At 61.0% G+C, this 12,599-nt stretch carries 9 protein-coding genes and 4 pseudogenes; 10 read left to right on the top strand and 3 right to left on the bottom strand.

All coding sequences use genetic code 11. From position 1 onward, the window contains the following. The 8 genes and pseudogenes from JN756_RS18415 to JN756_RS18385 form a co-directional block, all read left to right on the top strand. Positions 1 to 359: pseudogene (locus tag JN756_RS18415) on the top strand (RHS repeat-associated core domain-containing protein); the annotation flags it as partial. A gap of 77 nt (positions 360 to 436) precedes the next feature. Beyond that, positions 437 to 1,000: a hypothetical protein gene (locus JN756_RS18410; protein ID WP_132849944.1), complete on the top strand. Its 564-nt coding sequence runs from the start codon at positions 437 to 439 to the stop codon at positions 998 to 1,000. Positions 1,001 to 1,128: 128 nt separating this feature from the next. Beyond that, a pseudogene (locus JN756_RS32450) lies at positions 1,129 to 1,227 on the top strand (hypothetical protein); the annotation flags it as partial. A 159-nt stretch (positions 1,228 to 1,386) separates the two neighbouring features. After that, on the top strand, positions 1,387 to 3,333 hold the full coding sequence (locus tag JN756_RS18405) for a type VI secretion system Vgr family protein (protein WP_250690789.1): 1,947 nt from the start codon (positions 1,387 to 1,389) through the stop codon (positions 3,331 to 3,333). A 15-nt stretch (positions 3,334 to 3,348) separates the two neighbouring features. After that, a complete protein-coding gene (locus JN756_RS18400) occupies positions 3,349 to 3,783 on the top strand; it encodes a DcrB-related protein (protein ID WP_201021160.1) in 435 nt (144 codons plus the stop codon). Between the two features lie 141 nt (positions 3,784 to 3,924). Beyond that, positions 3,925 to 4,365 carry a c-type cytochrome gene (locus JN756_RS18395; protein WP_017849342.1) on the top strand — a complete coding sequence of 147 codons (441 nt, stop codon included), beginning with the start codon at positions 3,925 to 3,927 and terminating at the stop codon, positions 4,363 to 4,365. Between the two features lie 3 nt (positions 4,366 to 4,368). Continuing rightward, positions 4,369 to 5,790, top strand: coding sequence for a cbb3-type cytochrome c oxidase subunit I (locus JN756_RS18390; RefSeq protein WP_128191884.1), 1,422 nt, complete (start codon positions 4,369 to 4,371; stop codon positions 5,788 to 5,790). A 65-nt stretch (positions 5,791 to 5,855) separates the two neighbouring features. After that, positions 5,856 to 7,697 (top strand): nitric oxide reductase activation protein NorD, encoded by a 1,842-nt coding sequence (locus tag JN756_RS18385; RefSeq protein WP_017849340.1) that lies wholly within the window; start codon positions 5,856 to 5,858, stop codon positions 7,695 to 7,697. Here JN756_RS18385 and JN756_RS18380 read toward each other — a convergent pair. The 3 genes and pseudogenes from JN756_RS18380 to JN756_RS18370 form a co-directional block, all read right to left on the bottom strand. Then, a complete protein-coding gene (locus JN756_RS18380) occupies positions 7,691 to 7,882 on the bottom strand; it encodes a hypothetical protein (protein WP_057006111.1) in 192 nt (63 codons plus the stop codon). The genes JN756_RS18385 and JN756_RS18380 overlap by 7 nt on opposite strands. Then, positions 7,879 to 8,565 carry a Crp/Fnr family transcriptional regulator gene (locus tag JN756_RS18375; RefSeq protein WP_017849338.1) on the bottom strand — a complete coding sequence of 229 codons (687 nt, stop codon included), beginning with the start codon at positions 8,563 to 8,565 and terminating at the stop codon, positions 7,879 to 7,881. The genes JN756_RS18380 and JN756_RS18375 overlap by 4 nt, the downstream gene beginning before the upstream one ends. 132 nt (positions 8,566 to 8,697) lie before the next feature. Continuing rightward, positions 8,698 to 9,153 (bottom strand): annotated as a pseudogene (locus tag JN756_RS18370) (hemerythrin domain-containing protein); the annotation flags it as partial. A 208-nt stretch (positions 9,154 to 9,361) separates the two neighbouring features. Here JN756_RS18370 and JN756_RS18365 point away from each other — a divergent pair. Together JN756_RS18365 and nosR are read left to right on the top strand one after the other, a co-directional pair. Further along, positions 9,362 to 10,327: pseudogene (locus tag JN756_RS18365) on the top strand (sigma 54-interacting transcriptional regulator); the annotation flags it as partial. 133 nt (positions 10,328 to 10,460) lie between these two features. Next, a complete protein-coding gene (gene nosR / locus JN756_RS18360; RefSeq protein ID WP_201021159.1) occupies positions 10,461 to 12,593 on the top strand; it encodes a transcriptional regulator NosR in 2,133 nt (710 codons plus the stop codon). The last annotated feature ends 6 nt before the right edge of the window (positions 12,594 to 12,599 follow it).

Genomic DNA, 12,599 nt, shown 5'->3' with positions numbered 1-12,599 from the left:
CACAAGCACACCCAGACCAGCCTCAATATTTACGAAGACGAAGGCCATGTCCTCCTGGCTCGCATCGACGGTAGTGGGGCGCTGTAGAAAGTCCGCTACTACCCACCGATCTCAACGGGCTGCGTGAACAACTGACCGAGGTCGACGGCCACGACATCTGGCGGGCGACTTATCGAGTGTGGGGCAATACGTTGGAGGAAGTGCGTGAGCCATATTACATTGAAGAACAGAAATTGCGGTTTCAGGAGCAGTATCTGGATCGGGAGACGGGGCTGCATTTTAATATGTTTAGGTTTTATGATTCGGATGTGGGGAAGTTTACCACAATCGACCACATTGACTTGATGGATGGGTTAAATTTTTCCGACAAAAGGAAAGGTGCATAATACAAAGATGCTATTTTTGACTTCTTCACACAACACCAGGGGCTAAAGTAGTGACTCAGTTCTTAACCATTGCCTACAACTTAAGCGCTATAGATAATCACGCGTACTTTTTTGATGGAGCACCTGATAGTATTTTTTGCAAAACCTGTGGTTGCTGCATTGATCAAAGCTATCTGCCTAGAGAACTGAAAACGCCAAACAAGGCTGATATTGGTGCAACTTATGATGGGCGCTTCATCGCGTCGCTACGTTTCAAGGAATACATCGAAAATTTAAAATTGAGTGTTGGATTTTCATTAGTCAATGAAAAAAATCAGCTATTCATGATGCGGCCTCAAAAAATCATCAAATACAGTGCTCAACAGTTGGAAAATCTCTGTAGTACGTGTGGTCAATATTTTGACTGTGTGGTTCCCATCCCGAGTTTCTATCAAGAAACTGGGAAGCGTCTAGAATATGGAATGTTTTTCACAAGTATTGGCTTCGGTAGCGGGAAAGAAAAAAGCCCGGCCATTATTCTCGGCATCGAAACCGCACTTGAAATAAAGAGCGCAATAAAATCATTAAAATTAAGAGGCGCTGATATTAGTGAGGTTCTTATGCCTAATGACTAAGACTATCACTCAGCGCTTATCGCCCAGGCGCGTAAGACGGGATAGGTCTATTTGTTATTTAGTCTGTTTATTTTTCGGCCACTTAAGCTAGTGCAAAAAGGCATAAATAAGACGGTTCTGAATTGCATGAATTCCTCACGCGCATGCTCGAAGGCAAGGCGCTGGCGGGTGTGCGGATCAGTAGCCGGGATAATGAATTGCACTACGACTTCAGCGACACCGAATAACGACTGTTGGAATGCGGTTTAAATGTGGGAGGGGGCTTGCCCCCGATGGCGGTGAATCAGTCACCAGATGCATCAACTGACACACTGCTATCGGGGGCAAGCCCCCTCCCACATTTGCAGCCGGTTTCTTCAGCTATTACGCAATTTACGGGTTAACCGATGCTATTCAACCAAACCTCACGCCTGGCCAAAATCACCAGCCCCCTCGGGCCGGACGTGCTGTTGCTCAATCAAATGGGTGGCGGCGAAGAGTTGGGTCGGCTGTTCGCCTATGAGCTGCAACTGACCTCCCTGGACGCCAACATCGACCTCAACCAGTTGCTAGGCAAGCCGATGAGCGTCGGCGTGCAATTGGCGGACGGCGGCGAGCGGCACTTTCACGGCATCGTCGCGCAGTGCAGCCAGAGCATCGACCAGGGCCAGTTCGCCAGCTACCAGGTGACGCTGCGCCCGTGGCTGTGGCTGCTGAGCCGCACGTCGGACTGCCGGATTTTCCAGAACCTGAGCATCCCGCAGATCATCAAGCAGGTGTTCCGCGACCTCGGCTTTTCCGACTTTGAAGACGCCCTGAGCCGGTCGTATCGCGAGTGGGAATACTGCGTGCAGTACCGCGAGACCAGCTTCGATTTCGTCAGCCGCTTGATGGAACAGGAAGGCATCTACTACTTCTTCCGACATGAACAGGACCGCCACGTACTGGTGCTGGCCGATGCCTACGGTGCTCACACCACGGTGCCGGGCTACGCGTCGATTCCGTACTACCCCAAGGACGAGCAGCAACGCGAACGCGACCACCTGTACAACTGGCACCTGGCGCAGCAAGTGCAGCCGGGCTCGCTGGAGCTCAACGACTACGACTTCCAGCGCCCCAGCGCGAGCATCGACGTGCGCTCGGCGATGCCGCGCCCGCACGCCGCCGGCGACTACCCGCTGTACGACTACCCCGGCACCTACGTGCAAAGCGCGGACGGCGAACACTACGCGCGCACCCGCATCGAAGCCCTGCAAACCCTGCATGAACAAATCGAATTCAACGGCAACGCCCGCGGCCTCGGTTCCGGCAATCTGTTCAGCCTCACCGGCTTCAGCCGCCAGGACCAGAACCGCGAATACCTGATCGTCGGCTGCCGCTATTACATCGTTCAGGAAAGCCTGGAAAGCGGCGGCGGCTCCAACTCGGCGCAGTTCGACAGCAGCCTGACCTGCATCGACGCCCAACAAAGCTTCCGCCCGCTGGCCAACACCTATCGCCCGATCGTCAAAGGCCCGCAGACCGCGCTGGTGGTCGGCCCCAAAGGCGAGGAAATCTGGACCGACCAGTACGGCCGCGTGAAAGTGCATTTCTACTGGGACCGCCACGACCAGTCCAACGAAAACAGCTCGTGCTGGATACGCGTATCGCAATCCTGGGCCGGCAAGAACTGGGGCTCGATGCAGATCCCACGGATCGGCCAGGAGGTGATTGTGAGCTTTCTGGAAGGCGACCCGGACCGGCCGATTATTACTGGGCGGGTGTACAACGCGGAGCAGACGGTGCCCTACGATTTGCCGGAGAACGCGACCCAGAGCGGCATAAAAAGTCGTTCGAGCAAGGGCGGCACGCCAGCCAACTTCAATGAAATCCGCATGGAGGACAAGAAGGGGTCGGAACAGGTGTATATCCATGCCGAGCGCAATCAGGACATCGTCGTCGAAGTGGACGAAAGCCACTCGGTGGGGCATGACCGCAACAAGCGCATCGGGCACAACGAGACGGTGACGATTGGCGCTAATCGCCTGCGCGTAGTACGCAACAACGACACCCTGCTGGTGGGCGGCGCCAAGTCTGACAGCGCCGCCACGCGCTATACCATCGAAGCTGGAGACAGTATTCGCCTGGTGTGCGGCGACAGTGTGATTGAGCTCACGGCAGACGGAGCCATCAACCTGACCTGTGGCTCGTTCAATCTGTTTTCCTCCGGCAGCGGCAAGATCCAGACCAAAGGCAAACTGGATATCAACCAGGGCAGTGACAAGGGCACATCACCCGGTCAGCAGGGTGTGCGAGCCACTATCCATAACGCCGTCGAATCAACATTTGCGGACAAACCGGGCGCCGGCCAATAACGAGATGCTTGCACCATGAACTACTTGATCAATGAAGCCCAATTCACCTTGCCCGATGCAGTCGTACAGGACGCCTCGATCAATATTCTCAAGTTCGCCCACCTGGGCACCACGCTGGTCGTCAGCCGTAGCCCGCTGGCGGACGGCGAAACGTTGCAAAGTAACTTCGAAGCGCAGCTCAAGACGCTCGAACAACAGGAGAAGTACCTTCGTTACTCGCCAGTGCAAGCCATAAAGGTGGGGGCCGCACTGGATGTCGATGCCTATGAAGTGCAGAACAGTTTCAACAAAGGCAGCGACAGCTTTTACCAGTACCAGTTGGCGCTGCAACTACCGGGCACACGCCGCCTGATCGCGTTGAGTTACGTCAAGACCCAACCCCTCGGGCCCGCCGAAGCGGCTCACTGGGCAACGCTAAAGAGCACGCTTAGTTTCTTCGCCACACCCTGAATCACACGGAGCCAAACCGACTGCTACTCAATCCCCCCAAGAATACCCGACCACCCCGATCAACAATTCTTGATCGCCATCAAGCGGTTTTCACCCTCCACCTTCCTATCATGACCCCCGCCAAGCCATGAGGAAGCGACCATGTCAGAGACCTTCACCAAGGGCATGGCCAGGAACATCTATTTCGGAGGAAGCGTGTTCTTCTTCCTGATTTTCCTGGCCTTGACCTACCACACCGAACAAACCTTTCCCGCCCGTAGCAATGTCGACCAGCTCACTGAATCGGTGATCCGCGGCAAGAGCGTCTGGGAGCGTAATAACTGCGTCGGTTGCCACACCCTGTTGGGCGAAGGCGCGTACTTTGCGCCGGAGCTGGGCAATGTGTTCAAGCGTCGTGGGGGTGACGAAGGGTTCAAGCCGTTCCTGCACGCCTGGATGAAAATGCAGCCCCTTGGGGTGCCGGGGCGTCGCGCCATGCCGCAATTCAACCTCAGCGACCAGGAGGTGGACGATATGGCCGAGTTCCTCAAATGGAGCTCGAAGATCGATACCAATAACTGGCCACCCAACAAGGAGGGCTGAGCCATGCGCAGCGCCAATCCCTATCTGAAATTCCAATCCCAGGCCGTGGCCAAACCCTACTTTGTGTTTGCCTTGATCCTGTTCGTCGGCCAGGTGCTGTTTGGCCTGATCATGGGCCTGCAATACGTGGTGGGCGACTTTCTGTTCCCGTTGATCCCCTTCAACGTGGCGCGGATGGTCCATACCAACCTGTTGATCGTCTGGCTGTTGTTCGGCTTCATGGGCGCCGCCTATTACCTGATACCCGAGGAGGCCGACCGCGAACTGCACAGCCCCAAACTGGCGATCGTGCTGTTCTGGGTGTTTGCCGCAGCCGGGGTGTTGACCATCCTCGGTTACCTGTTGGTGCCCTATGCGGCACTGGCCAAGCTGACCCATAACGAACTGCTGCCGACCATGGGCCGCGAGTTCCTCGAGCAACCGACCATTACCAAAATGGGCATCGTGGTGGTGTGCCTGGGCTTTCTCTACAACATCGGCATGACCCTGCTCAAGGGCCGCAAAACCACGGTCAGCATGGTGATGATGACCGGCCTGATCGGCCTCGCGGTGTTCTTCCTGTTCTCCTTCTACAACCCCGGTAACCTCGCACGTGACAAGTTCTACTGGTGGTGGGTGGTGCATCTTTGGGTAGAAGGCGTGTGGGAACTGATCATGGGCTCGATGCTGGCGTTCGTGCTGATCAAGGTCACCGGCGTCGACCGTGAAGTGGTGGAGAAATGGCTGTACGTGATCATCGCCATGGCTTTGATCACCGGGATCATCGGCACTGGGCACCACTTCTTCTGGATCGGCGCACCCGAGGTGTGGCTGTGGGTCGGCTCGATCTTCTCGGCCCTGGAGCCGCTGCCGTTCCTGGCGATGGTGATGTTCGCCTTCACCATGGTCAAGCGTCGGCGGCGCCAGCACCCGAACCGCGCGGCGACCTTGTGGGCCAAGGGCACCACGGTGACAGCGTTCTTCGGCGCCGGGGTCTGGGGCTTCCTGCATACGCTGGCACCGGTCAACTTCTACACCCACGGTACCCAGCTCACGGCGGCCCACGGTCACCTGGCGTTCTTCGGGGCCTACGCGATGATCGTGATGACCCTGATCAGCTACGCCATGCCACGCTTGCGCGGCCTCGGCGAAGCGCCCGATGCGCGTTCGCAGACCATTGAAATCTGGGGCTTCTGGCTGATGGTGCTGTCGATGGTGATGATCACCTTGCTCCTCACCGCAGCCGGTGTGGTGCAGGTGTGGTTGCAGCGCTGGCCGGCGGACGGTGTGGCCTTGCCGTTCATGGCCACGGTCGAGCATTTGACCGTCTTGTTCTGGGCCCGGTTGGCCAGTGGCGTGGTGTTCCTGCTGGGGCTGCTCTGCTACCTGTACAGCTTCCGCCAACGCCAAGCCGTCGCCGGTGCGCCGGCGCCGATTGTGTATTGATCGTCAATCCCTAAGAGGGCGGCCCGGCTGGTACAGCGGGCCGTTTTACGTTTGGAGCACGGCTCATGGCCTTTACCCTGGAATTGGAAGAGTGGGTCGGCAGCGTCTGGCACCGCTTCATCACCCGCCGTGCCAATGTCGATTTCCCCGAGGCGCAGGTCGCGCTGACGGACCATCAGCGCAGCCTGGCCCTGTTGTTCCGCGCCCTGGGCGGCGCTGGCGGGATGGCGTTGGAGGCGGCCTGCGAGCGCGACCTGTTGCTGCGCCGCAACCTGTTGATGCGTATCGCCGGCACCTGCAAGCAAGCCCCCCTGGCGTCCTGCGACGGTAACCGCTTGCGCTTGCCGGCACGCCTGGCGGTGTTTCCCGACGCGGCGCTGAATCACGAGTTGTACCGCTGGCTGGCGCTGCTCGCGGCCCACGCCGGGCCGATGAGCCACTGGGCGCGCGACAACCAACGCTGGACCTGGCTGCTGTTGCAGCGCTACCCGGCGATGCTGCCGCGCTACCAACGCCTGGTGGAGGCGCACCTGCAACTGCGCCCCGACCCCGCCAGCCTCAAACCCGACGAAGCCGCCCTGGAGCGGGCCTTGCGCAAGGCCCTGCGCGAACCCGGCAGCGTGCGTCACTTGCCGCGCAGTTCACGGGCCGCCTGGCCGTTGCCGTTATGGCTGTACCCGGCGCTGCAGTTGGACACCGCGCAAAATACCGACCTGGAAGAGGAGGGCGACGACCTCTCAGCCCCGCCCGGCGAGCAGCAAGGCGGGCCCAAGCGTGCCACCCGCGTTGACGACGCGAGTCGCGATGGCGGCCTGCTGGTGGTGCGCCTGGAAAACCTGTTCAGTTGGAGCGAACACGTCGACCTCGATCGCTGGTCCGACGATAGCCAGGACCCGGACGCTGCCCGCGTCGCCGAAGACCTCGACCAGTTGAGCCTGTCGCGCCAGCGCGTGCGCAAGAGCGGCGGGCTCAAGCTGCACCTGGATCTGCCGCCCGCCGATGTCGACGACATCCCCTTGGGCGACGGCATCAAGTTGCCCGAGTGGGACTATCGCCGGCAGTGCTTGCAGGAAGGCTTCGTCAACCTGCAATTGATGCAGCCGCGTTGCGACGCCCCGCAACCCTTGCCCGCGCGGTTGCAGGCCCAGGCCCAGCGCTTGCGCCGGCAATTCCAGAGCCTGCGCACCGACCGCCAATGGCAGCGCCAGCAGCCCCAGGGGTCAGAGGTCGACCTGCAGGCCTGGCTGGATTTTCATGTGCAGCGCCAGCAGGGCGCCTGCGCCGAACGCGGGCTGTTCCTTGAACAACGCCACACCCACCGCGACCTGGCGTGCCTGTTGCTGGCCGATCTGTCGATGTCCACCGATGCCCATGTCAACGATGAGCAAAAGGTCATCGATGTGATACGCGACAGCCTGCTGCTGTTTGGTGAAAGCCTGGCCGGGGCAGGGGATCGCTTTGCGTTGTATGGGTTTTCTTCACTGCGGCGGCACCAGGTGCGCTTGCAGGTGCTCAAAACGTTCCAGCAAGCCTATGACGACCGCACGCGCGGCGCGATCCAGGGCCTCAAGCCGGGCTACTACACGCGCATGGGCGCGGCTATCCGTCAGGCTACCCAGTTGCTGGGCGCCTGCCCGCAGCGGCGTAAGTTGCTGTTGTTGATCACCGACGGCAAGCCCAATGACCTGGACCTGTATGAGGGACGTTACGGCGTGGAGGACACGCGCCAGGCGGTGGTCGAAGCGCGGCGCCAGGGCTTGATTCCGTTCTGCATCACCATCGACAAACAGGCCGGCGACTATCTGCCGTACATGTTCGGCGCCCATGGTTTCACCCTGATCCATCGCCCGGAACAATTACCGCAACGCCTGCCGCAGCTGTATCGGCAGTTGACCGAGACTCAGTAAAAGTCCCTGGGCAACCAGAAGAACATCACCACGCAGAACAGCGTCAGGCCCAGGCAGAACCACTGGAAACGCTTCAGTCGGCGCGCCTGGGTGCTGGCGTGGGCCTCGGGCAGCGGTGTGGCGCAATGCTCGCACAGGTCGCGCTCCACGGCATTGCCGTGCTGGCAGACCAGGCAGGTTTTCACTCGAATTGCTCCAGGCGCGGGCGGTCGAGAATTGCGATCTGCCGGCCGTCCTGGGTGATGATTTTCTCGTCGATCAAGCGTCGGATAATCCGCGAAAACGTCTCCGGCTGGATCGACAGGTGCCCGGCAATCAGTTGCTTGGCCATCGGCAGCTCGAAGCTGCAGTCGGTAGTGCTTTGCAAGCGCACCAGTTGCGTGAGCAGGTAGCGCACCACGCGGTGGGTGGCGTTTTTCAGCGACAGGGTTTCGATCTCGTTGACCCGCTGGTGCAGGCGCACGCACAACTTGCCGAGCAGGGCGAAGGTCAGGCGGCTGTTGCTCTGCAGCAAACGCATGTAGGTGGCATTGGACAGCCGGTACAACTGCGTGGGGCACACCGCTTCGGCGCACGCCACGTAGTTGGGCGTATCCATCAGCATCATGGCTTCGGCGAAGGTCTGCCGTTCGCCAATCACCTCGAACACCTTCTCCTGGCCGTCCGGGGTGAGGCGGTAGATTTTCACCGCGCCGGCGATCACGAAGTAGAACGCATCGGCCGGTTCGCCCTGGCGGAACAGCGGTTCGCCTTTGTCGACACTGAGCAATTGGCTGCTGCTCATCAGCTCGTTCAACTGCGCCTCGTCCAGGGGTTCGAACAAGTGGTGGCTGCGCAGGATCTGGTGATGAACACGATGGAGCACCATCTTGACCTCGGGGAATATCGGGAAGGGATACCCAAGGTTAATCCTGTTGGCGTCGGCCGTACTTGATCTACGACAAGGGCAGCGCACAGGCAACGCTGCACGATCGTCGCAGTGAACGCTTGTGAAAGTGCGCTATGCGCGGGCCGCGGCGAGGCTGGGCGCGGCCCGGGCAAACAATATGTCGTTCTCCAGGCGGATGTGTTCGCGCAGGTCGGCATGAAAGGCGCTCAGCTCGCGGTACAGGCTGCGCCAGGTATTACAGGCGTCGGCCGGCGGGGTGATCTGGTTCGTCAGGCTCAACAGCTGCTCCAGGGCCTCGGCGTGTTGGTCGTGCTCGTAGCGCATCACCTGGATCGGCGTCGACGCCTGCGGCCCCATACCCATTTGCAGCATCGGGAACAATACCTGTTCCTCCTTGAGCATATGGCTCTCCAGTTCCTGCTGCATGTCGAGCAGCAGGTCGGCCAGGCCGTTGGGGCATTGCAGGTGCTGACCGTGGACCTGTTCGACGCGGCTCGCCATGCGGACCAGTTCCGGCAATTGCTCGCGATGACGTGCGTGGTAGCGCGCCAGCAGATGGTCGATCAAGTGGTCCTGGGTTTGGGTGTTCCAGTCGCTCACGGTCATCGGGCTTTCCTCATCGGCAATACGGGTATGAACCAGTGATTGCAGGCAGCGTGCCAATTTTAACGCATTGAAAAGTAACGATTTATCCCGGAGTAAGGTAATCATGACCACACGCTTCCAGGGTGCTCTGAACCCCAGGAGGGTCGAAATGACCGCGCCGCTCGACGGCATCCTCGGCCAGAGCGCGGTGTTGCAGGAGTTGCTCGACGAGCTGGCGCTGCTGGCCGAAACGCAGTTGCCGGTGTTGTTGCTCGGCGAAACCGGGGTCGGCAAAGAGCTGTTCGCGCGGCGCCTGCATCGTCTGTCGCAACGCGGCAACAAGCCTCTGGTGCAGGTCAACTGTGCGGCGCTGCCGGAGGCGTTGGCCGAAAGCGAGCTGTTCGGTCACGTCAAGGGCGCCTTCTCCGGCGCCACCCACGACCGCGCCGGGCGGTTCGATGCGGCCAACGGCGGCACCTTGTTCCTCGATGAGGTCGGCGAATTGCCCTTGAGCATCCAGGCCAAGCTGCTGCGTACCCTGGAGAATGGCGAGATCCAGCGCCTGGGCGCCGATCGGCCATTGCATGTGGATGTCCGCATCATCGCCGCCACCAATCGCCACCTGCCCGACCGCGTGCGTGACGGCCTGTTTCGCGCCGACCTGTATCACCGGCTGTCGGTGTACCCGCTGCCGATCCCGGCGTTGCGCGAGCGTGGCGAGGATGTGTTGCTGCTGGCGCGGCATTTCGCTGAGCTCAGCCGCGAGCGCCTGGGCTTGCATGACCTGCAACTGTCGCCGACGGCGCAACAGGCGCTGCTCGAGTACGCCTGGCCGGGCAATGTGCGTGAGCTGGAGCATGTGATCAGTCGCGCCGCGTTGAAGCAGCTCAGTCGTGGCGAACCGCGCAGTTCGGTGATCCGCCTGGAACCGCACGCCCTGGGCCTGGACACGGCCGCCGTCGCGGTGGAACGAGCCATGCCCGCGTCATCGATCGAGGCCTTCCAACCCTTGGCGGTGGCGGTGGACGAGTGCCAGCGCTGGAACATTCGCCACGCCCTGGAACACTGCGCCGGCAATTGGGCGAGTGCCGCGCGCTTGCTTGGCGTGGACGCGAGCAACCTGCACAAGCTGGCGCGGCGCCTGAAGCTCAAGTAAGAGGTGCGACAACGCGCCAGCCGTGCGTATGCGCCGCACCCTCATCGGACTCGACTTGATTTCGATCAAGGGCCACTTGCCATCGTCGCCCCACTATCGGGGCCCTCTTCAGCCCGACGCCTCAAGGGACTCCATGACTCGCTCCGCGCGCTTGACACGCCACTGGCTGACGCTGCTGGTGGTGTTGCTCATCACCAGCTTCACCGCCCAGGCCCGGCCTTACGGCGACATCGAACAGCAGCGTATCGAACGCGCTTTCCCCGCCCAGGATGCGGTCTCCGCGCCAGACGGTCCGTTCAAGGTGCGGACCATTTCGACTGCCGGCAAGCCCATTGGCTACGTGTTTCAGAGCCTGGATGTGGTGGCGATCCCGGCGTATTCGGGCAAGCCGATCAACACCCTGGTGATCCTCGACGCCGCCGGGGTGATCCGCGATGCCTACGTGCTGGAACACCACGAGCCGATCCTGTTGATCGGTATTCCCGAGATCAAACTGCACGAATTCACCGCGCACTATTCCGGCGTCGATGTGCGCCAGCGCGTGGTGGTCGGGCGTTCCAGCGATCCGAAGGCGGTGACGGTGGACGCGATTGCTGGCGCGACCGTGACCGCGATGGTGGTCAATGAAGTGGTGATGCGGGCGGCCCATGACGTGGCGGTGTGGCTCAAGCTGATCGACGGCAAGGCCGCGACCGCGCAGAAAGTCGCGCTGATCCGCACCGACCGGTTTGACCCCGCCACCTGGGCACAATTGACCGGCAACGGCGCGATCCGCCGCCTGCATTTGACCCGGGGCCAGGTCGACGCGGCCTTCAAGGACACCGCCGCCGAAGGCGCCGAGGCCGCGGATGAGACCTTCATCGACCTCTATGTGGCCGACATCAACCCGCCGAGCATCGGCCGCAACCTGTTGGGCGAAGAGCACTACCGCAACCTGATGCAGGGGCTCAAACCCGGCGAACAGGCCATCGCCGTGCTCGGCCGTGGGCTGTTTTCGTTCAAGGGTTCGGGTTATGTGCGCGGCGGGATTTTCGACCGGGTGCAGTTGCGCCAGTTCGGCAACGTGATCAGTTTCCGCGACCTCGACCACCAGCGCGTCGACGATGTCTACGCCGAGGGCATCCCGGCCTTCGACGAGATGTCGGTATTCATCGTGCGCCCGCAGGCCGGCTTCGACCCCGGCTCGCCCTGGACCCTGGAACTGCTGGTGCGGCGCCAGACCGGCCCGGTCAGCGGCACGTTCAGCAGCTTCGAACTGCCTTACCAGATGCCCGAACAGTACCTGGAACGGCCGCTGCCCACCGCCGCCGAACAAGCCGCGCTGGATGAGGCCAGCCGCCCACTGTGGTTGAGCATCTGGTACCAGAAACAGGTGCAGGTCATGGTGCTCGGCGTCGCGCTGCTGCTGCTTACCGCGATCCTGTTCCTGCAGGACAGCCTGGCCCGGCGCCCGCGCCTGCTGCACTGGCTGCGCCGCGGCTACCTGGTGTTTACCGTGGGGTTCATCGGCTGGTATGCGCTGGGGCAGTTGTCGGTGGTCAATGTGCTGACCTTCGTGCATGCGCTGGTCCAGGACTTCCGCTGGGAACTGTTCCTCACCGACCCGCTGATCTTCATGCTCTGGGTCTTCACCGCCGCCAGCATCCTGCTGTGGGGGCGCGGGGTGTTCTGCGGCTGGCTGTGCCCGTTCGGGGCCTTGCAGGAACTGCTCAACGAGGCCGCGCGCCGCCTGAAGATCCGCCAGTTCGAATTGCCCTTCGCGGTGCATGAACGGCTTTGGGCGATCAAGTACCTGATCCTGCTGGTGCTGTTCGGCCTCTCCCTGGAATCCATGGCCACCGCCGAACGCTTTGCCGAAGTGGAACCGTTCAAGACCGCCATCACGCTCAAGTTCGACCGCCAGTGGTGGTTCGTGCTCTACGCCGTGGCGTTGCTGGTGATCAACCTGTTCACCCGCAAAGTCTACTGCCGCTACCTCTGTCCCCTCGGCGCCGCCCTGGCGATCCCCAGCAAGTTCCGCCTGTTCGACTGGCTCAAGCGGCGCCAGGAATGCGGTAGCCCGTGCCAGCTGTGCGCGAAGGAATGCGAGATCCAGGCGATCCACCCGGACGGCCATATCAACGCCAACGAATGCCACTACTGCCTCGACTGCCAGATGACCTGGCACAACGAAAACAAATGCCCGCCGCTGATCAACAAACGCAAGAAGCGCAACAAGGCGGCGCCCGAACAGATTCCCGTAGTGCAGATAAATCCCAACGCTTGAAGGAGC

The sequence above is a fragment of the Pseudomonas sp. Y39-6 genome (genome assembly GCF_023651955.1).
Taxonomy (GTDB): Bacteria; Pseudomonadota; Gammaproteobacteria; order Pseudomonadales; family Pseudomonadaceae; genus Aquipseudomonas; species Aquipseudomonas veronii.
This window is presented reverse-complemented; position numbering and strand designations above follow the sequence as displayed.